15 protein-coding genes are annotated in these 19,922 nt (G+C 73.9%); 13 read left to right on the top strand and 2 right to left on the bottom strand.

All coding sequences use genetic code 11. The features are described 5' to 3' along the window. Nucleotides 1-133 precede the first annotated feature (133 nt). The 7 genes from HII36_RS43075 (at nt 134) to HII36_RS43045 (ending at nt 10,098) form a co-directional block, all read left to right on the top strand. Nucleotides 134-3,661 carry a non-ribosomal peptide synthetase gene (locus tag HII36_RS43075; RefSeq protein ID WP_173529130.1) on the top strand — a complete coding sequence of 1,176 codons (3,528 nt, stop codon included), beginning with the start codon at nt 134-136 and terminating at the stop codon, nt 3,659-3,661. Beyond that, nucleotides 3,658-3,885, top strand: a complete 228-nt coding sequence (locus HII36_RS43070) for a hypothetical protein (RefSeq protein WP_173529129.1) — start codon at nt 3,658-3,660, stop codon at nt 3,883-3,885. The genes HII36_RS43075 and HII36_RS43070 overlap by 4 nt, the downstream gene beginning before the upstream one ends. Continuing rightward, a complete protein-coding gene (locus HII36_RS43065) occupies nt 3,878-5,125 on the top strand; it encodes an MFS transporter (protein ID WP_173529128.1) in 1,248 nt (415 codons plus the stop codon). The genes HII36_RS43070 and HII36_RS43065 overlap by 8 nt, the downstream gene beginning before the upstream one ends. After that, entirely contained in the window at nt 5,122-8,340 is a 3,219-nt protein-coding gene (locus HII36_RS43060) for a non-ribosomal peptide synthetase (protein ID WP_173529127.1), read from the top strand. The genes HII36_RS43065 and HII36_RS43060 overlap by 4 nt, the downstream gene beginning before the upstream one ends. A gap of 7 nt (nt 8,341-8,347) precedes the next feature. Then, complete coding sequence (locus tag HII36_RS43055; protein ID WP_173529126.1) at nt 8,348-9,094, top strand: SDR family NAD(P)-dependent oxidoreductase; 747 nt, start codon at nt 8,348-8,350, stop codon at nt 9,092-9,094. A 127-nt stretch (nt 9,095-9,221) separates the two neighbouring features. After that, nucleotides 9,222-9,428, top strand: coding sequence for an MbtH family protein (locus HII36_RS57325; RefSeq protein ID WP_328808148.1), 207 nt, complete (start codon nt 9,222-9,224; stop codon nt 9,426-9,428). Between the two features lie 202 nt (nt 9,429-9,630). Next, entirely contained in the window at nt 9,631-10,098 is a 468-nt protein-coding gene (locus HII36_RS43045) for a hypothetical protein (protein WP_173529124.1), read from the top strand. Between the two features lie 15 nt (nt 10,099-10,113). Here the strand turns inward: HII36_RS43045 and HII36_RS43040 are convergent, their stop codons facing one another. Next, nucleotides 10,114-10,677, bottom strand: a complete 564-nt coding sequence (locus HII36_RS43040; protein WP_173529123.1) for a dihydrofolate reductase family protein — start codon at nt 10,675-10,677, stop codon at nt 10,114-10,116. Nucleotides 10,678-10,781: 104 nt separating this feature from the next. Next, nucleotides 10,782-12,659 (bottom strand): AfsR/SARP family transcriptional regulator, encoded by a 1,878-nt coding sequence (locus HII36_RS43035; RefSeq protein ID WP_173529122.1) that lies wholly within the window; start codon nt 12,657-12,659, stop codon nt 10,782-10,784. 291 nt (nt 12,660-12,950) lie between these two features. On the opposite strand from HII36_RS43035, the gene HII36_RS43030 reads away from it, so the two are divergent. The 6 genes from HII36_RS43030 to HII36_RS43005 form a co-directional block, all read left to right on the top strand. After that, the gene (locus HII36_RS43030) at nt 12,951-14,540 is read left to right on the top strand and encodes an amino acid adenylation domain-containing protein (protein ID WP_173529121.1); all 1,590 of its coding nucleotides are present in this window, start codon (nt 12,951-12,953) and stop codon (nt 14,538-14,540) included. After that, nucleotides 14,537-14,755 carry an acyl carrier protein gene (locus HII36_RS43025; protein WP_173529120.1) on the top strand — a complete coding sequence of 73 codons (219 nt, stop codon included), beginning with the start codon at nt 14,537-14,539 and terminating at the stop codon, nt 14,753-14,755. The genes HII36_RS43030 and HII36_RS43025 overlap by 4 nt, the downstream gene beginning before the upstream one ends. Further along, nucleotides 14,752-16,095: a flavin monoamine oxidase family protein gene (locus HII36_RS43020; RefSeq protein WP_173529119.1), complete on the top strand. Its 1,344-nt coding sequence runs from the start codon at nt 14,752-14,754 to the stop codon at nt 16,093-16,095. Before HII36_RS43025 ends, HII36_RS43020 begins: the two co-directional genes overlap by 4 nt. After that, nucleotides 16,088-17,782, top strand: coding sequence for a class I adenylate-forming enzyme family protein (locus HII36_RS43015; protein WP_173529118.1), 1,695 nt, complete (start codon nt 16,088-16,090; stop codon nt 17,780-17,782). The genes HII36_RS43020 and HII36_RS43015 overlap by 8 nt, the downstream gene beginning before the upstream one ends. 8 nt (nt 17,783-17,790) lie before the next feature. Next, nucleotides 17,791-19,176 carry a KamA family radical SAM protein gene (locus HII36_RS43010; protein WP_173529117.1) on the top strand — a complete coding sequence of 462 codons (1,386 nt, stop codon included), beginning with the start codon at nt 17,791-17,793 and terminating at the stop codon, nt 19,174-19,176. Beyond that, on the top strand, nt 19,173-19,922 hold a 750-nt coding region (locus HII36_RS43005), incomplete at its 3' end, for an ATP-grasp domain-containing protein (RefSeq protein WP_217370677.1). The genes HII36_RS43010 and HII36_RS43005, both read left to right, overlap by 4 nt.

Genomic DNA, 19,922 nt, shown 5'->3' with positions numbered 1-19,922 from the left:
CGCCCGACCCGCCCGACCGGTAGCCCGTTCGGCCTGGGCGTTCTTGTGCCTCACAAGCGCCTTTGACAACCTGTTGCGAGCACGATGACCGGTGACCGCACGGAACTCCTTCACGTCACGTAACGAGGTCCGTATGTCAAACGTCCAGCAGTCCGAAACCGGGCCCGCGGACGCCCGCGTGCACGTCCTGTTCGAGGAACTGGCCGACGCGCACGGCGACGCGGTGGCCGCCGAGCACGACGGCGTCAGGCTCACCTACCGCGAGCTGGACGAGCGGGCGAACCGGCTCGGCCACCACCTGGCCGCGCTCGGCGTCGGCGCGTACTCGCGGGTGGGGATCTGCGTGGCGCGCTCGCTGGACTTCGTGGTCGGCGTGCTGGCGACACTCAAGGCCGGCGGCGTCTACGTGCCGCTCGACCCCGAGCACCCGGTCGAACGCCTCTCGTCGATGGCCGCCGACGCCGGGGTGCACGTGCTGCTCGTCCAGAAAGGCACCCGGGGCAGGGTGAACAGCGGCGGCGTTCGCGAGGTCGTGCTGGACGGCGGCGACCGCGCCGAGATCGCCGGCCGCCCGGCGAGCCGACTGCAACGCCGCGATGTGGCCGACGCTCCCGCGTGCGTGACCTACACCTCCGGCTCGACCGCCCCCGCGTGCGTGACCTACACCTCCGGTTCGACCGGCCGGCCCGTGGGCGTCATGGCCTCGCATCGGTCGATCGTCACGCTGGTCCGCGGCACCGACTACATCGCGCTGGGCCCGGGCGACCGGGTGGCGCAGGCGTCGGGCTGCGCCTCCGACCCGATCACGTTCGAGCTGTGGGGCGCGCTGCTCAACGGCGCGACGCTGGTGATCGTCCCGCATGAGGTGATGTTCGACGCCGACGCGCTGGCGGCCACCCTGCGCCGCCTCGGCATCACGTCCATGTTCCTCAGCACCGCCGCGTTCACCGCGGTCCTGCGCAACCGCCCGGACGCGTTCGCCTGCCTGCGCGACCTGCTCGTCGGCGGCGAGAGCCTGGAGTCGCGCTGGGTGCGCGAGATCCTGGCCGCGGGGCCGCCGCGCCGGCTGCTCAACGTGTACGGCATGACCGAGACCACCACGTTCGCCACCTGGTACGAGGTGACCGCCGCCCCGCGCGAGGCCACGCTGCCGATCGGGCACGCCATCACCGGCACCGAACTGCACGTGCTCGGACGCGACGGGAAACCGGTGCCGCCCGGGCAGCGGGGCGAGCTCTGCATCGGCGGCGCCGGGCTGGCCATCGCCTATTTCGGTCAGCCCGCGCGCACCGCCGAACGTTTCGTGCCCCGGCCGTCCGGCGGACGTCCGGGGGAGCGGCTGTTCCGCACCGGCGACCTGGTGCGCATGCGCGGCGACGGCGAGATCGAGTTCATCAGGCGGCTCGACACGCGGGTCGAGATCCGCGGGTTCCGGGTGGAGCCGGGCGAGGTCGAGCTGGTGCTGAGGGAACATCCGGCGCTGGTCGACGCCGCCGTGACCGTCGCCGCCGACGGCGCGGACCGGCGGCTCATCGCATACGTGGTGGCCCGCCGCGACCCGCCCACCGCGCCAGACCTGCGCGCTCACCTGCGGCGGCGGCTGCCGGAGTACATGGTGCCCGCCGAGTTCGCGGCCGTCGGCGCGCTCCCGCTGAACACCGGCGGCAAGGTGGACCGTCGGGCCCTGCGCGCCGGCCCCGACGACGCGCGCCCGCTGCCCGAGTCCGCGTCGGGTATGCGCTCACCGGCCGAGTTCGCGGAGAGCGCGTGCCCAGCGGCCGAGTCCGCGCAGAGCGCCCGGTCGCCGGTCGAGGACGTGATCGCCGAGATCTGGGCCGACCTGCTCCATGTCCCGCGCGTGAGCATCGACGCCGACTTCTTCGCGCTGGGCGGCGACTCGCTGCTCGCCACCGGGGCCATCGCCAGGATCAACCAGGCGCTGGACATCGACGTGCCGCTGCGCGCCCTGATGAGCGGCCCCACCGTCCGCACCCTGGCCGCCCAGGTGAACGCCGCACAGGAGAACGCGGCTCAGGCGAACGCAGCCAAGGTGAACGGCGCTCAGATGAATGCGACTCAGGCGGGGAGTGCGGCGCAGCCGGGGCCCGTGCCCGTCCCGCGCGACCGCTACACGGCCCTGCCGCTCTCCTTCGCCCAGCAGCGCTTCTGGTTCATGGAACAGCTCGAACCCGGCGCCGGCGTCCACACCGTGCCCGTCGTGTTGAAGCTGCGCGGCCGGGTGGACGTGGGGGCCATGACCACCGCGCTCAACCGCCTCGTGGCCAGGCACGAGGCGTTACGCACCACGTTCCCCGCGCCGAAGGGGCACCCGCGCCGGCAGGTGGCGCCCGCGCTGCACCTGCATGTCGCCTACACCGACCTGAGCGGCGACCCCGACGCCGAACGCGCCGCCGCCGCGATGCAGGCCCGCGCCGCCGCCCGGCCCTTCGACCTGGCCCACGGGCCGCTGGTCCGGGCCGCGCTGATCAGGACCGCCGCGCAGGCGTACCGGCTGCTGCTGACCTTCCACCACATCGTCATCGACGCCTGGTCGCTCGACATCGTGTTCCGCGAGCTGGGCGAGCTGTACGGCGCGGCGCTGACCGGCGAGCGGCCCAGGCTCCCCGGCGTCCGGCTGCAGTGCGCCGACCACGCGAGCTGGCAGCGGGACCGGCTGCGCGGCGACCTGCTCGACGACCTGCTGCGCCACTGGCGGCGCACCCTGGACCGCGACGCGCCCGCGCTCGCCCTGCCCACCGACGGTCACCTGCCCACCGACGGTCACCTGCCCACCGACGGTCACCTGCCCACCGACGGCCAAGGGCGGACCGAGCCCGTCCTGCCCACCGACGGCCAGCGGTGGGCAGAGCCCGCCCTGCCCACCGACGCCCACGGGCAGACCGGGCACGGGTTCCACGGCGCGGACGCCAAGGCGGTGATCCGGCCGGCGCAGGCGCGCGAGCTGCGGGCGCTGGGTCGGCGGCACGGCGCGACCCTCTGCATGACACTGCTGTCGGGCTTCGCGGTGCTGCTGGCCCGCTGGACCGGCGAGCGCGACATCACCATCGGCACCCCGATGGCCGGCCGGCTCCGGCCCGAGCTGCGTGACGTGGTCGGCTGCCTGATCAACGTGGTCCCGTTGCGTACCGACCTGTCGGGCGACCCGGACTTCCCCGAACTCGCCGCCCGGGTGCGCGCGGCGGCGCTGGACGCGTTCGCCCACCAGGAGCTGCCGTTCGACCGGCTGGTCGAGGAACTGCGCGCCAGGTGCGGCGGCGACCGCACGCCGTTCTTCCGCGTCATGTTCGGCTTCCTGCGCCGGCGCGAAACGCCTGCACTGGCCGGCGTCGAGCACTGCGAGGTCGAGCTGTGCTGGCCGCCCGACGCCGCCCCGTTCGCGCTCAACCTCATCGCCGAGGAGCGGGACGACTCGCTGGACCTGACCCTCCAGTACGACACCGACCTGTTCAGGCCGGAGACGGCCGCCGCGCTGCTCGCCGAGTACCGGCGGACGCTGCGGCTGCTGGCCGGCGACCCCACCCGGCCGGTGCTCTCGCCCGGCCCGCCGCGCCTGCACGCCACGGGGACCGAGCACCTCCCCGCGGCGGGGAGCGGCCCAGAGACGGAACGCGGACGCATGGAGAGCGAGGGATCGCGATGACCACGAACCGGCCGGTCGCCGTCGCCCCCGCCGGCGTGCACGAAGCGTTCGAGCGGCAGGCCGCCGCCCGCGGCGGCGCGGTCGCGGTAGCGGCGGCCGACGAATGTCCGGCCCACGCCGAGCCGGACCGGCGGGCCAACCAGCGCGCCCGCCCCCGGCGAGCCCGCCCTCGGCCCGGCGAGCGGCCCGCCGTTGCCCGGCGTGCCGGAGCCGCAGATGCTTGAGCTGCTGAAAGACCGGACCTACCGCAGATACTGGCTGTCGGTGGTGATCTCCTTCCTGGGCGACGCCATGACCAGAGTGACGCTGATCTTCGTCGCCGACCGGCTCACCGACAGCCCCGCCGTGATCGCGATGGTGGTGTTCTCCCAGCTCCTGCCCACCGGCGTGCTCGGCGCGTTCGTCGGGCCGCTGGCCGACAGGTTCCCCAAGCGGGTGCTGCTGGTCGGCTCCGACGTCGGCCGGATGGTCGTCGTGCTGGCCATGATCCCGTTCCTGGACTCGATCTGGACGCTGATGGCGCTCATCGTCCTGGAGGGCGTGGGCAGCGCGTTCTTCGAGAACGCCAGGATTGCCGCCGTCCCCACGATCGTCGGCACGCATCGCATCCCGGTCGCGGTGGCGCTGTTCCAGAGCACGTACCAGACCGTCTACCTCATCGGCCCCGCGCTGGGCGGCCTGCTCATCGCCGTCGGCAGCGTGCCGGTGGTGCTGATGATCGACGCGGCCACGTTCCTGGTGTCCGCGCTGCTGCTGGGCAGCCTCACCGTCCTGCGCGAGCGGCCCGACCCGGGCAGGGAGCACGAGCCGTACTGGCGGTCGCTGCGCACCGGCGTGCGCGGCGTGCTCGCGGTCGGCTCGCTGCGCTTCCTGTTCGTCGTCCTGATCCCCGTCACGCTGGTGTTCGGGCTGTTCACCACCAACTTCAACGCCCAGCTGCTGACCGTGTTCGACCTGCCCGCCATCGAGTACGGCACCACCCAGGCGGTCTTCGCCGGCGGCTCGATCCTGGGCGCGCTGCTCGGCCCGGTGCTGATCCGCCGCTCCGGCTCGCCCGGCGGGCTGCTGGTGGCCGCCGTCGTGCTGTTCGGCCTGGCCATGGCGGCGCTCGGGCCGACGCAGTGGCTGCGTCCTGACCTCGGGCTGTCCGTGGTCGTCCTGTGGTGCGTGCTCACCGGGCTCGGCGCCAGCCTGTACGAGGTCCCCGTCGCGAACACGCTGCTGCGCGACCTGCCGGAGGACCTGCGCGGCCGGGGTGTGGGCCTGCTCCAGGCGGTCACCGTCAACTTCACCCTGATCGGCGTGGCCGCCGGCGGCCTGCTGGGTTCCGCGGCCGGCGTGGCCGATTCGATCATCGTCGCCGGGCTGGCGCTGGTGGTGATCGCCGTCGCGCTCATCGCCCCGTTCGCCCGCTCAGGCAAGAACATTCGCCCGCTCAGGCAAGGACAAAGGGGTATTGAATGAGGTCTGACCTGGTCGTTCCCCTCGCGCCGGCACAACGGCGGCTCTGGGCCCTGGCCGAACTGCGGCCCGACGACCCCTTCTACAGCATCCCGTTCGCGATCGACCTCGACGGCCCGCTCGACGTGCCCGCGCTGCGCCGCTGCCTGGACGAGATCGTGCGCAGGCACGCCCCGCTGCGCGCCGGCGTCCGGCAGGTGGACGGCGACCCGGTGCTCGCCTTCGGCCCCGCCGAGCCGGTGGACCTGCCGACGACCGACCTGAGCGGCCTGAGCGAGGACGAGCGCGCGCTCCAGGCGGACGAGCTCACCGAGGAGCTGGTGCAGCAGCCGTTCGAGCTGACCGGCGACCGGCTCTGGCGCGCGCACCTGCTGCGCCTGGCCGAGCACCGGCACCGGCTGCTGGTCAGCGTGCACCACATCGTCTTCGACGGCCCCTCGATCGGGATCCTCCTGGACGAGCTGACCCGGCTCTACGCCGTCGCCGCCCGCGGCCTGCCCCCCGCCCTGCCCGAGCTGCCGATGGACTACGCCGAGCACCTGCTCCGCCGGCGGCGCGAGAGCGGCGGCGCGCAGGCCGCCCGCGTCCTGCGCTACTGGACGGACCGGCTGACCGGCGCCCCCGAGGCCATGGAACTGCCGCTCGACGGCCCGCGACCGGCCTGGAGCGACCACCGCTGCGCCCGCGTCTCCGTGCCGATCCCGGCCGAGACGCTGGCCCCGCTGCGCGACCTCGCCGCCGCCAGCCAGGTGACCATGTTCATGCTGCTCAAGGCCGCCTGGGACGTCGTCCTGCGCCAGCACGGCGTCACCGACGTGCTCATGGGCGTGCCGCTGGCCGGCCGCGACAGCGTCCAGGCCGGCAGGCTCATCGGCTGTTTCACCCAGCCCGTCGTCCTGCGCACCGAGCTGGCCGGCGACCCGTCCTTCACCGAGCTGCTGGCCGAGGTGCGCCGCGACGTGCTGAACGCGCACGAGCACGGCGAGGTGCCGTTCGAGGAGGTGCTGCGGGCGCTCCAGGTCACCTACGACCCCAGCTACTACCCCTTCTACCAGGTGACGTTCAGCCACCAGGCCGAGGAGCCTGAGCGGGAGGCGGCGGGCGTCGCGTTCGCGGTGCGCCACCTGCGGCTGGAGACCACCCCGGCCGAGCTGGAGATCACGCTGGCGGACGCCGGGCAGGGCCTGCTCGCGCACCTCGATTACCGGCTCGACCTGTTCGAGGAGTCGATCGCCGAACGGATGCCGGCGCGCTTCGCCACCGTGCTCGAACGCATCGCACGCGACGGCGAGGCGCGGGTGTCGGAGCTGACGCGTCCCGACGCGGCCGAGACCCGGCTGGTGGTCGAGGAGTGGAACGACAGCGCCGTCACGTACCCGGCCGACCGCTGCGTCCACCACCTGGTCGAGGCGCAGGCCGAGCGCACCCCCGACGCGGTCGCCGCGCGCCACGGAGCGCGCCGCTGGACCTACCGCGAGCTGGACGAGGCCGCCAACCGGGTCGGCCACCACCTGCGCATGCTCGGCGTGGCGCCGGAGACGGCCGTCGGCGTGTGCCTGCCGCGCTCGCTGGAACTGCTCGCGGTGATCCTGGGCGTGTTCAAGGCGGGCGGCGTGTACGTGCCGCTCGACCCGGAGCTGCCCGGCCGGCGGCTGCGCACCCTGATCGACGACGCCCGCCCGGCGATGATCCTGGCCGGGCCCGACCAGCGGCCGCTGCTGACCGGGATGGGCACGAACCTGGTCACCGTCGACACCGCCGACAGGTGGGCGATGGGCGCGCGGCCGGCGCACCGGGTCGAGTCGTCCGTGGTCGCGGCCAACGCCGCCTACATCCTGTTCACCTCGGGCTCCACCGGCGGGCCGAAGGGCGTCGTGCTGGAGCACCGCAACCTGACCAACCTGCTCACCTGGGCGCACCGGGAGCTGGGCGCGGAGACGTTCGCGTCGGTGCCGCTGATCGGCTCGATGGCGTTCGACGTGTCGATGTTCGAGATCTTCGCCCCGCTGACCTGCGGCGGCACGGTGGTCGTGGCCGAGGACGCGCTCAGCCTGGCCCGCACGCCGGGCGCGGAGACGCTCAGCCTGGTCGTCGCGGTGCCGTCGATCCTGGCCGCGCTGCTCGAGAGCGGCGGGGTGCCGGCGTCCGCGCCGACCGTGATCTCCACCGGCGAGGTGCTGCCGCCCTCGGTGCTGGCCGACCTGTACGCGCTCGAGACCGTCGAGACCGTCCACAACATGTACGCACCGACGGAGACGACCACGTTCTCGCTGTCCAACGTGGTGTACCCGGGCGAGCCGATCCCCATCGGCCGGCCGGTGGACAACACGGTGGCGTACGTGCTCGACGCGCGGCTGCGCCCGGTCGCGCCCGGCGTGGTCGGCCAGCTCCACCTGGGCGGCGCCGGGATCAGCCGCGGCTACCTGAACAAGCCGGGCCTGACCGCGGAACGGTTCGTCCCCGACCCGTTCTCCGCCGCGCCCGGCCGCCGGCTGTACGCCACCGGCGACATGGTGCGCCACCGTCCTGACGGGCGGCTGCAGTTCGTCGGCCGCGTCGACCACCAGGTCAAGCTGCGCGGCTGCCGGATCGAGCTGGGCGAGGTCGAGGCGGCCATGCTGGACCACCCAGGCGTGGCCGAGGCGTGCGCGATGGTGGCCCGCGGCGAAGACGGCAGCGGCGGTAAAGGGGACGCGCTGGTGGCCGCCGTCGTGCCGCGCGCCGGCGAGACCCTCGTGCCCGACGAGCTGCGCGCCCACCTGCAGCGGCGGCTGCCCGGCTACATGGTGCCCGCCCGCGTCTCGATCAGCCCGGGGCTGCCGCTGCTCAGCAGCGGCAAGCTGGACCGTCAGCGGATCCTGCGCGACCTGGCCGCCGCGCCGGCCGCGCGGCACGACGAGCAGGACACCGGCGTCGCGGAGAAGACGGTGGCCGCCGCCTGGGCCGAGGTGCTCGGCCACGCGGTCGAGGTGAACCAGAACTTCTTCGACGCCGGCGGCAACTCGCTGCTCCTGGTGCTGCTGCGCGAGCGGCTGCGGCAGGCGTTCGACACCGAGCTGCACGTCACCGACCTGTTCCGCTACCCGACCGTACGCACCATGGCGGCGTTCCTGTCGGGCGACCGCGGGGAACCCGGCGTCGCGGGGGACGGCCGCGGAGCAGCCAGGCGGGACGCGCGGCAGGCGCGGGCCCGCCGCAGGGACCGGCACCCCGGCTAGCGCCGGCATGGACATCGGCGCCTGCCAGGCGATCGTCACCGGCGCGGCGAGCGGTCTGGGCCGGGAGTTCTGCGCGGGACTGGCCGGGACGGGCGCCCGCGTGGTGGCCATGGACCGCGACCGCCGCGGCCTGCGCCGCCTGGCCGACGAGCTCGGCATCGCAGCCTACCAGGTGGACGTGGCGAAGGAGGACGAGGTGGCCGCGGCCGTGCGCCGCGCCTTCGACGAGCGCGGCCCGGCCGACGTGCTGATCAACAGCGCCGGCGGCTACCGCGACGGGCTGCTGCTGAAGGACGGCGGCGACGCCCCGGCCGCCATGCCGCCGGCCCGGTGGCGCACGGGCGTCGGCACCGACCTGACCGGGACCTTCCTGATGACCAGGGAGGTCACCCGGCGCATGGTCGAGCACGGGGTCGAGTCCGGCGTCGTCGTCACCATCTCCTCGATCTCCCGCGCCGGCAACGCCGGGCAGGCGGGCCACGCCGCGGCCAGGGCCGGCGTGGTGGCCTTCACCCGCTCCGCCGCGCTCGAACTCGCCCCGCACGGCATCCGCGCCGCGGCCATCGCCCTCGGCCTCGCGGACCCGCCGGCGCTCGCCGCGATGGACCCGGGGCGGCTGGCGGCCTGGATCGCGGAGGTCCCGCTGCGCCGGCTGGGCCTGCCGGGGGAGATCCTGGCCGGGGTGCGGTTCATCATCGAGTGCGACCACTTCAACGGCCGCTGCCTGGAGATCGACGGCGGCCTCGCGACGTGACCGATCAGGCATGTCTCGAGAAAAGGCGAAAATCCGGGCGGCTGGCTACCGTACCCAGACGGGGGACGGGACCGGTGCGCGAACTGCCGAGCGGCCGACAGGCCGCGCCACGATCAGGGAGGACACCGTGAGCTACCCGCGCGACGACCAGATCTACCTGGTCGTGATCAACCATGAGGAGCAGTACTCGATCTGGCCCGACGACCAGCCACCGCCGCACGGCTGGCGCGAGGCGGGCAAGCGGGGCACCAAGGCCGAATGCCTCGACCACATCAGCCAGGCCTGGACGGACACGCGCCCGCTGAGCCTGCGCCTCCACATGACCGACGACTGATCACCCTCATAACCACCGTGCGCGCCGCCGCGGGCCTCCCGGCGGATCGGGCGGTCGGATCGATGCCGATCGGGGCCGGGGGTGAACCGGCGGCGGCGGGCCCGCGTATCCCTCGACGAACGACCGACCGCCGACCCGCCCCCGGACGGGTGACCCTGCCACGAGGACCCCGCCACGAGGACCCTGCCATGAGGACACGGCCATGAAGACACTGCCAGGGACCGGCCGCGCGCGCCCGCTGGTCGTCGGCGGCGGGATCGCCGTCACCGCCGGGCTCGCGCTCACGTTCATGTTCTCGGTCGCGCGGGACGCCGCCCCGGCCAGCGGGGGGACGCCGCCGGGCGGCCCGCCCGCCGCGAGCGCGCCGCCGAGCCGGCCGATGACCGTCGAGGAGCTGGCCGACACGGCCGGCTGCGTCAAGCGCTCGCTGCAGACCGACGCGGCCGAGTTGCGCCAGGGCGCCTGCCAGACCGGCCGGGAGAACCTCACCATCGTCACGTTCGCCTCCGAACAGGGCAAACGGGCGTGGCTGGACTACGCCCAGATGTACGGTGGCACGTATCTGGTGGGCTCGCGCTGGGTCGTCGTCGGTCCGGCGGCGCCGCTGATGGCGTTGCAGGGCAAGGCCGGCGGCGCCATCGAGTCCCCGCATCACGGCATGCACGGCTGATCCCGCCTGCGGGGTTCAGCGCAGCGGCTCGTAGTGCAGCCCGACCACGCCGCAGTCGAACGGCCGCGCCGCCACCAGCCGCAGCCGCTGGTGCCCGGCCCCGGCGGGGAACAGCGAGAGCCCGGCGCCGATCGCGATCGGGTTGACGAACAGGTGCAGCTCGTCGATCAGCCCCCGGGAGATCAGCTCGCGGCCGAGCGTGGCGCCGCCGGCGACCATCACGTCACCGCCGGGCGCGGCCTTCAGCTCGTTGATCGTCTCGGTCAGGTCGCCGCCGGCGACGACGGCGTTCTTCCACGGGGACTCGGTGAGGCTGCGCGAGACGACCACCTTGGGCGTGTCGATCATCTTGTCGATGCCCTCCTCGGTCTCGCCCTCGGGCCGGGACTCCCAGGCCGGGATGAAGCCCTCGGCGAGCACGCGGCCCAGCACGATGCAGTCGACCCGCTCCCACAGCTTCTCGACGTGGGCGTTCAGGTCGCCGGTCCACGGGGTCGCCCCCGCCCAGTCCATCTCGCCGTCCGGGCCGCCCACGAAGCCGTCGGCGGTGATCTGCAGCTGGAGCTTGACCTTACGCATTTCGGTGGTTCCTTTCGGGTTCCGCTCTGGTGTGTTGTCTCTAAGGTGCCGCGCGCCTCTTACGGTCTTCTTCCGCGGTTCTTAAGGTCGCGCGGAAGGCACTCTCACGACCCGGGCGCGGCGGACCAGGTCAGCTCGGCGCGGGCGTCCTCGGCCCGGGCGCGCTCGCGCGCGTACTCGCGCATCAGGTCGTGGAAGGTGTAGCGGCCGGGCTCGCACTCCTCGATGAGGTGCGCGGCGGCGAGCCTGCCCAGCACGGCGTCGGCCTCCGCGGCGCCCGTCCCGACGAGCGCGGCGGCGGACTCGGCGGTGAACGCCGCCCCGGGCAGCAGGCCGAGCAGCCGGAACAGCCGCTGCGCGGGCGGGTCGAGCCGGTCGTAGGACAGGTCGAACGCCTCGCGCACGGCCGCGTGCGGGTCGCCGTTGACCGTCAGCGACGACAACCGGCTGCCGATGTGCCTGCGCATCTGACCGGCCAGGTCACCGGGACGCCCGAGCATGCCCGCCGCCGCGATGCGCAGCGCCAGCGGCAGGTGCCCGCAGATCCCGGCCAGCTCCCTGGCGGCCTCCCGCTGGCCGGTCAGGTGCTCGCCGCCGAGTATCTCGCCCAGCAGGGTGACCGCCTCGTCCGGGTCCAGCAGCCCGAGCCGGACGAGTGCCGCGCCGTCCCTGGCGACCAGCCCGGACAGCCGGTCCCTGCTGGTGATCACGGTGGCGCAGCGGCGGCCGCCGGGCAGCAGCGGCCGGACCTGCTCCTCGCTGCCCGCGTTGTCCAGGACCACCAGGACGTGCCGGTCGGCCAGCAGGCTCCGGTAGGCCGCGCTGGCCTCCTCCACCGAGTCCGGCACCCGGTCGGTGGGCACGCCCAGCCCGCGCAGGAACCGTCCGAGCGCCTCGATCGGGCGCAGCGGGCGTTGCGCCGAGTGGCCGTGCAGGTTGACGTAGAGCTGGCCGTCGGGGAAGCGGGACCTGATCCGGTGCGCCCAGTGCACGGCCAGCGCCGTCTTGCCGACCCCGCCCACGCCGGTCACCACCGCGACCGCCACCGTCGCGCCGCCGGTCGCCACCCGGTCGAGCAGGGCCAGCTCGGCCGTCCGCCCGGTGAACTGGCCGGGTCCTGGCGGCAGCTGCGCGGGCGCCGAGGCCACCGCCACCTCGAAGTCCCCGTCGAAGCCCGCGCTCACGGACGGCGCGGGCCCGGGCGAGCCGACCGGGCGGACGAGCCCGCGCAGGATGCGCTGGCGAAGCTGGCGCAGCTCGGGCCCGGGGTCCAGGCCCAGTTCCTCGATCAGTCTGCGGCGGGTCCGCTCGTAGCGCTCCAGCGCGTCCACGCGGCGGCCCGCCCGGCATAAGGCCAGCATGAGCAGCCCGACCAGCCGTTCACGGAAGGGATGCTCGGCGACCAGCGCGTTCAGCTCGGGTATCAGCACCGCGTCGCGGCCCGCCCGCGTCTCCGCCGTCAGGCACTCCTCGGTGACAGACAGCCGTTCCTCCCCTAAGGTGTCGCGCAGCCGATCGAGCAGCTCGCCACCGGAGATCCCGGTCAGCGGCTCGCCCCGCCACAGGGCCAGGGCGTATCTCAGCCCGCCGGCCTGCGCCTCGGCGGTGCGCAGCGTGCGCGCGTACGTGACCGCGCGCCTGAACTCGTGCACGTCCACCTGCTCGGTGGGCAGTGCGAGCAGGTAGCCCTGCGGGTTGTAGGTGATCGTGACGCCCGCCCTGGTCAGGGCGGGGCGCAGCCGGGAGACGTACCCCTGTACCAGGCTGCGCGCGCCGGCCGGCGGCCGCTCTCCCCACAGCCCCTCGATCAGCCGGTCGACGGAGACGGTGCGGCCCGCCTCCAGCGCCAGCAGTGCCAGGGCCGCGCGTTGCCGCGGTTGTCCCAGCAGGATCTCCTGGCGTCCCCGCCAGGCTCGCACCGCCCCCAGCAGCCCGATCTTCACCACGTGCTCCGTGCCCCGCAGTTTCGGTCCGTCCGACATAAGGCTCTCCGTCTGACACATTGTGTTACAGGCCGTCATTCGAATGACACGAGCCGCAGTCCAGTCGAAATCCTGCCGGAGCCAAGCCCTCGTACAGCGTGGTCCGGCACTCTGAACGCGATCTCGGGGGTTCATTCGACAACGAACGGCCCGAAGATCAAGAGGACCATCCGGCGGCCAACGCCGGCACCGCTCCACCAGGGCCACGATGATCACCGGTCCTCACCGGGGCGGTCGCCGGGTCGTCCGCGCGCCGCCGCATACGCCGTGTCATATCGGAACGAGGCAACCTTGTCCTGTGCACACCACGACGTAACGAAGGACTTCGCCGGTGTCGTCGCCCGTCACCCGGGCCGGCCGGCGATCGTCCACAACGGTCACCCCATCACCTACGCCGAGCTCGCCGGCTGGGTGGCCGAGACGGCCCGGCGGCTCGGGCCGGACCCGGGCACGGTGGGGGTGCCGGCCGCCCGCTCACCCGCGACCGTGGCCGCCCTGCTCGGCGTCCTGGCGGCGGGCGGCGCCTATCTGCCGCTCGACCCGGCGCACCCGCAGGCGCGCCGGGAGTCGATGCTGACGGCCGCCGCCTGCTCGACCGTGCTCACCCCGCCAGGACTCCCGGAACGGCCGCCCGCGCCAGGACTTCCGGAACGGCCGCCCGCGCCCGTCGCCTGGGACGTCCCGGCGGACCGGCCGGCGTACGTCCTGTTCACCTCGGGCTCCACCGGCGCGCCCAAGCCGGTGGTCACCCCGCGCCGGGCCATCGGCATCGTGACCGGCGCGCTGCGCGCCCTGTTCGGTCTCACCCCGGCCGATCGCGTGCTGCAGTTCGCCTCGCTGAACTGGGACACCTGCTTCGAGGAGATCCTGCCCACGCTGACCACGGGCGCCGCGCTGATCATTCACGACCACGCGTACGCGGGAGCGTTCCACCGCCTGCTGCGCATGCTCGCCGACCAGCGCGTCACCGTGCTGAACCTGCCCACGGCGTACTGGCACGAGCTGGTACGCCACCTGACCGACACCGGCACCACCCTGCCCGGGTGCGTCCGGCTGGTGGTCATCGGCGGCGAGGCGGTGCGCCCGGCCCGGCTGGCGGACTGGCGCGCGCTGCCCGGCACCGGCGCGATCCGCCTGCTCAACACCTACGGCTGCACCGAGACCACGCTGATCACGCACGCCGCCGACCTGCACGGCCCGCGCACGATCGGCCCGAGCACAGCCGGCCCGAGCACAGCCGGCCCGCGCACGGTCGGCTCGCACCCGGGCGGCCCGGCGGACGGCGGAGGCCGGGCGCCGATCGGACGCCCGCTGCCGCACGTCGGCCAGCTCGTCAGCGACGAGGGCGAGCTGCTGGTCGGCGGGCCCGCGCTGGCGCTCGGCTACCTGGGCCTGCCCGCGGCCACCGCCGAACGGTTCGCCGAGCTCGGCGGCGAGCGGTGGTTCCGCACCGGCGACCGGGTCAGCGTGTCGGCGGACGGCACGCTCGTCCACGAGGGACGGCTCGACCACGAGCTCAAGATCCGCGGCATCCGGGTGGACCCCGGCGAGGTCGAGGCCCAGATCGCGGCGCATCCCCGGGTGGGCGCCGTCGCGGTGGCCGGGGTCACCGTCGCCGACCACACCACGCTGGCCGCCTACATCGTGCCCAGCGCCGCCGCCCAGGCGGCCCAACCGGCCGCGGCCGGCGTGCTGGTCGCCGAGGTGCGGGACTTCCTGCGCGACCGCGTGCCGTGCCACCTCGTGCCCGCGCGCATCACGGTCGTGCCCGAGCTGGTGCACACCGCCAGCGGCAAGGTCGACCGCGCCGCGTCCCACCGCCGCTACGCGGGGCCGAGCGCGCCCCGGCACACCCCGCTGAAGGAGGAGACGACCTCATGAACGCCGACGCCCTGGCCGACGTCTTCCGGCGCGTCCTGGAGACCCCGGGCATCGGCCCGGACTCCGACTTCTTCGAGTCGGGCGGGGACTCTCTGCTCGCCACCCGCGTCCTGAGCGCCGTCGCCGCCGCCTGCGGCGTCGAGCTGGACTTCGACGACTTCCTGGACGCCCCCACCCCGGCCGCGCTGGCCAAGAAGATCGCGAGCGCGGCATGAACGTCGTCGTGGTGGGCGCCGGCCTGGCCGGGCTCACCGCCGCCGCCGACCTCGTCGCGGCCGGCGTCGAGGTCACCGTGCTCGAAGCGCGCGAGCGGGTCGGCGGCCGTACCCACGGCATCGAGGTCGCCCCGGGCAGCTGGGCCGACGCCGGCGCGGCCTACCTGGGCGACCGGCACACCGCCCTGCTCGCCCTGCTGGCCGAGCTGGACCTGAAGACCACGCCGACGGTCACGACCGGCGGCAGCAGGTTCGCGCTCGGCGGCGACGGCGACAGGACCAGCTCGGGCAGGTTCCCGCCGCTGTCGGCGGTCGCGCTGGGCGAGCTGTTCGAGTCGCTGGAGGAGCTGACCCGCCAGGTGCGCGCCGACGCCCCCTGGCTGTCGGTGGACGCCGACCGGCTGGACGGACGCACCGCCGCCGACTGGGCCGGCGAGCACCTGCGCCACCCGGATGCCCGGCTGTTCTTCCCGCTGTTCCTCGGCGAGATGATGGCCGCGGACCCGGCCGACGTGTCCGTCCTGCACCTGGCCTTCTACCTGCGCTCCGGCGGCGGGATCCGCTATCTCAACGCCTTCGCCGGCGGCGCGCAGGACAGCAGGGTCGACGGCGGCGCGCACCAGCTGTGCGAGCGGCTGGCGGCCCGGCTGGGCGAGCGGGTGCGGCTGGGCACGCCGGTGCGCGCCGTCCACCAGGACGGCGACGGCGTGACCGTGGTGGCGCGGACGGGCGAGTTCCGTGCCGACGCCGCGGTGATCGCGGTGCCGCCGCTGCTCGCCGACGCCATCGAGCACCGGCCAGGGCCGCCGGCGCCCCGCTCCGGCGGACGCGTCGCGCCCGGCTGCGCGGTCAAGGTGCACCTGATCTACCCGACGCCGCTCTGGCGCGAGCAGGGGCTGTCCGGCTGGTCGGTCAGCGAGCACGGCCCGCTGCTGTCCACCGTGGACGACTCGCCCGCGGACGGCGCGGTGGGCGTGCTGACCGGGTTCGTGACCGGCAGGGAGGCGCACCGGTTCGCCGCGCTGCCCGCCGCCGAGCAGCGCGCCCAGGCGTTGGCCCAGGCGGAACGGCTGTTCCCCGGCCTGCCCGCGCCGATCGCCTGCCACGTCACCGACTGGATCAACCAGGACTACAGCAGGGGCTGCTACGCGGCCCTGTTCGGGCCGGGCGACTGGCCGCGCCTCGGCCCCGGGCTCACCGCCCCGCACCGGCGGGTGCACTGGGCCGGCACCGAGACGAGCACCGAGTTCTTCGGCCTGATGGAAGGCGCCATCCGATCGGGACACCGGGTGGCCGCAGAGATCAAGAAATCGTACGGACGGAGGGACGACCATGTCTGACAGCACGTCCATCGCCCCCCTGGCGGTCCGGCAGGGGTTCATGACCGAACCCGGCCTGGGCGCCGGCAACTTCCTCGACCACGCGCTCGCGGCCAACCCGCACCGCGCCGTGCCGTTCATCTACAGCGACCACGACCACCGCGGCCAGGTGGTGCTGCGCGGCCACAGCCTCACCGACCTGGCCGCGCTGCGCGACAGGTACGCCACCTGGTACCACGCCAACGGCGTCAGGCCGGGCGAGCCGGTCGGCATCGTGGTGGCCGAGGGGCTCGAACCGCTCATCCACTTCCTGGCGCTCACGGCGCTCGGCGCCATCCCGACGATGATCAACGACGCGATGCGGCCCGACGTCATGGTCGGCTACCTGGAGCACGTGGGCGTCGCGGGCGTGGTCGCCGACGACACCACCAGGCTGCAGTTCGCCTACCGCAACGCCCCGCGCAGCCGGCCGCGCTTCCTCGCGCAGGCCGCCGAGGTACGCGCCTACGACGCCGCCGCCGGACGGCTGCCGGAGGTCTACCCGTACCGGCACGAACCGGACGACATCGTGGCGCTGATCCACTCCTCCGGCACCACCGGGACGCCGAAGTCGACCACGCTCGGCCACCGCAGCTTCTGGGACGGCAAGCAGGCCAGGATGGAACGTTTCCCGGCCGAGCCGTACGACCGGCTGATGTCGCTCATGCCGCACACCCACGCCGGCGGGCTCAGCTACTTCCTCACCGCGGTCCTGCTCGGGCTGCCCACCGTGATCATGTCGGACTGGCGGCGGAGCGTCGTCGAGCCGGTCATGGAGGCCTTCCAGCCGACCATGGTGGCCTCCTTCCCGCGCACGTTCGTGGAACTGGCCACCGGCGAGCTGCCGGTCAAGGGCGCGGCCAAGGTGCACTCCTGGTTCAACACCGGGGACAGCGCGCACTACGGGCACATCAGGCGGCTGGTGCAGCTCGGCGAGCGGCCCGCCGGGCTGATCCAGTCGTGGCTGCTGCCGGCCGGCGCCGCCGCGGGCGAGACGCTGCCCGGCTCGCAGTTCATCGACGGGCTCGGCTCGTCCGAGATGGGGATGGCGCTGTTCGGCCAGATCACCTCGCCGGAGACGGCGCGCGCCGACCGGTGCGTGGGCAAGGCGCAGGCCGCGGTGATCAAGGCCGCGGTGCTGGACGAGAACGGCGCGGAGGTCCCCGACGGCACGGTCGGCCTGCTCGGCGTGATCACTCCGTCGCGCACCCCCGGCTACTGGAACGACTCCCGCCTGACCCGCAGCTTCGAGCTGAACGGCTACTGGCTGACCGGCGACGTGGCCCGCAGGGACGCCGAGGGCAACTTCTACCACCTCGACCGCACCGTGGACGTCATCGACACCGCCCACGGCCCGGTCTACAGCCTGCCGATCGAGGAGATCCTCATCGCCGACTGCGCGGACCTCGTCCAGGACTGCTCGGTGGTCGGGGTGCCGGGACCGGCCGGGCAGCGGCCGATCGCGGTGGTCCGGCTGCAGGCCGACGCGGTCGGCGCGGCGGCCGAGGAGGTGCGCGAGAAGGCGAACAAGGCGCTAGCCGACGCCGGCCTGGCCACGCTCGCCGCCGTCGTCATCGCCAGGACCGACGCGGACTACCCGCTCGGCCCCACAGGCAAGGTGCTCAAGCGCGAGCTCCGCACCCGGCACGCGGCGTTGTTCGCCGGATGAGCCTGCCGATGAACGACGACGCCCCCGGGCAGCCCGCCCGCCGGCCCTACACCTACGCGCGCCGGCCGCTCGCGGAGCCGGACTGGCGGCGGCTGCCGGGCTGGCGCGGCGTGACCGAGGCGCAGTGGCGCGACGCCCAGTGGCAGCGCGCCCACTGCGTCAAGACCCCTCGCCAGCTCCGCCAGGTGACCGGCGACCTGCTCCAGGAGTCGTTCTACGCCGACCTGGCCGCCGACGCCGAACGCTTCGCGACCATGTCGATGCTGATCACGCCGCAGTTGCTCAACGTGATGGCCAGGGACGCCGGCGCCGGCCCGGCCGGCTACACCGAGGCGTTCCTGGCCGACCCGGTCCGCCGCTACCTGCTCCCGGTGCGCTCGGACCGGCACCCCGTCTGGCCGAGCCACCCGCGGGCGCAGCGCGACTCCCTGCACGAGGCCGAGATGTGGGTGGTGGAGGGCCTGACCCACCGCTACCCGACCAAGGTGCTGGCCGAGCTGCTGTCCACCTGCCCGCAGTACTGCGGGCACTGCACCCGGATGGACCTGGTCGGCGCATCGACCCCGCAGGTCGTCAAGACCAGGCTGACACTCAAGCCGGTCGACCGGCAGGAGCTGATGCTCGACTACCTCAAGCGCACGCCCGGCGTGCGCGACGTGGTGGTCTCCGGCGGCGACGTGGCCAACCTGCCGTGGCCGCGGCTGGAGGCGTTCCTGCTGCGGCTGCTGGAGCTGGAGTCGGTACGCGACATCCGGCTGGCCACCAAGGCGCTGGTCGGACTGCCGCAGCACTGGCTGCAGCCGGCCGTGGTGTCGGGCGTGGCCAGGGTCGCCGCGGTGGCCAGGCGGCGCGGCGTGAACCTGGCCGTGCACACCCACGCCAACCACGTGAACTCGGTGACTCCGCTGGTCGCCGAGGCGGCCGGGGCGCTGCTCGAGGCCGGCGTACGCGACGTGCGCAACCAGGGCGTGCTGCTGCGCGGGGTGAACACGACCGCCGCCGACCTGCTCGACCTGTGTTTCGCGCTGCAGGGCGAGGCGCAGATCCTGCCGTACTACTTCTACCTGTGCGACATGATCCCCAACGCCGAGCACTGGCGGATCCCGGTCCACGAGGCGCAGCGCCTGCAGGAGTCGATCATGGGCTACCTGCCGGGGTACGCCACGCCGCGCCTGGTGTGCGACGTGCCCTACGTCGGCAAGCGCTGGGTGCACCAGGTCGACGGATACGACCGGGAGCGCGGCATCTCGTACTGGACCAAGAGCCACGGCATCGGCCTCGGCGAGCCGGCCGACCTGGCGCGGAGGTTCCCGTTCTACGACCCCATCGACACCCTGCCCGAGCCCGGCCGCCGCTGGTGGTCGGGCGAGGGAGCCGACCCGGAGGCATCATGAGCACGCTGCGCCGCATGTGCTGGATCTTCCCCGACCGGGAGTCCACCCTGGCCACCTCGATCTGGCACCCGTTCTTCTGGGACATGTACGCCGAGGTGGCCGAGGAGCTCGGCCTGACCTGGTGCAGGCACTCCACCGACGCCGTCACCGTCGACGCCCGCGACCCGGGCAAGCCCCGCGTCTACGTCGACAGGGAACCCGTCACCCCCGAGGACACGCTGTTCATCACCGCGCTGTACTCGCTGCCGTACCAGTCGGCGGACATCTTCAACCAGTACGCGCTCTACGCCGTGCTGCAGCAGGCGGGCTTCTACCTGCCGTTCCCGCCGGCCCTGTCGCCGCTGGCCAACGACAAGCTGGCGACGATGCTCTACCTGCACGACGCGCCGATCCCGCCGATCCCGACGCTGCGCATCGGCACCGGCCGCGACATCGGCAAGCACCTGTACGAGGTGGCGCTCGACGAGCTGACCTACCCGGTCATCGTCAAGCCGTCCGGGTGGTGCGGCGGCGGCGGGGTGAACCTGGCCCGCGACTCCGAGGAGATCCGCGGCCTGGCCAGCCTGGCGCAGGGCGGCGACACCACGCTGGTGGTCCAGCCGTACCTGGGAGACGGCACGATCGACTACCGGGTCTACGTCATCGACGGGGAGCCGTACGCGGTGATGAAACGCATCCCCGAGCCGGGCTCGCCGGTCGCCAACGCCAGCAGGGGCGGCACGATGGAGTTCCCGCCCGTCCCTGTC

It is taken from the genome of Nonomuraea antri, assembly GCF_013283785.1.
Taxonomy (GTDB): Bacteria; Actinomycetota; Actinomycetes; order Streptosporangiales; family Streptosporangiaceae; genus Nonomuraea; species Nonomuraea antri.
Note: the sequence above shows the minus strand (reverse complement) of the source record. Positions and strands in the feature narration are given on the sequence as shown.

Coding starts and splice junctions, on each gene's coding strand:
- HII36_RS43075 (WP_173529130.1), top strand. CDS start 134: ATGTCAAACGTCCAGCAGTCCGAAACCGGGCCCGCGGACGCCCGCGTG.
- HII36_RS43070 (WP_173529129.1), top strand. CDS start 3,658: ATGACCACGAACCGGCCGGTCGCCGTCGCCCCCGCCGGCGTGCACGAA.
- HII36_RS43065 (WP_173529128.1), top strand. CDS start 3,878: ATGCTTGAGCTGCTGAAAGACCGGACCTACCGCAGATACTGGCTGTCG.
- HII36_RS43060 (WP_173529127.1), top strand. CDS start 5,122: ATGAGGTCTGACCTGGTCGTTCCCCTCGCGCCGGCACAACGGCGGCTC.
- HII36_RS43055 (WP_173529126.1), top strand. CDS start 8,348: ATGGACATCGGCGCCTGCCAGGCGATCGTCACCGGCGCGGCGAGCGGT.
- HII36_RS43045 (WP_173529124.1), top strand. CDS start 9,631: ATGAAGACACTGCCAGGGACCGGCCGCGCGCGCCCGCTGGTCGTCGGC.
- HII36_RS43040 (WP_173529123.1), bottom strand. CDS start 10,677: ATGCGTAAGGTCAAGCTCCAGCTGCAGATCACCGCCGACGGCTTCGTG.
- HII36_RS43035 (WP_173529122.1), bottom strand. CDS start 12,659: ATGTCGGACGGACCGAAACTGCGGGGCACGGAGCACGTGGTGAAGATC.
- HII36_RS43025 (WP_173529120.1), top strand. CDS start 14,537: ATGAACGCCGACGCCCTGGCCGACGTCTTCCGGCGCGTCCTGGAGACC.
- HII36_RS43020 (WP_173529119.1), top strand. CDS start 14,752: ATGAACGTCGTCGTGGTGGGCGCCGGCCTGGCCGGGCTCACCGCCGCC.
- HII36_RS43015 (WP_173529118.1), top strand. CDS start 16,088: ATGTCTGACAGCACGTCCATCGCCCCCCTGGCGGTCCGGCAGGGGTTC.
- HII36_RS43010 (WP_173529117.1), top strand. CDS start 17,791: ATGAACGACGACGCCCCCGGGCAGCCCGCCCGCCGGCCCTACACCTAC.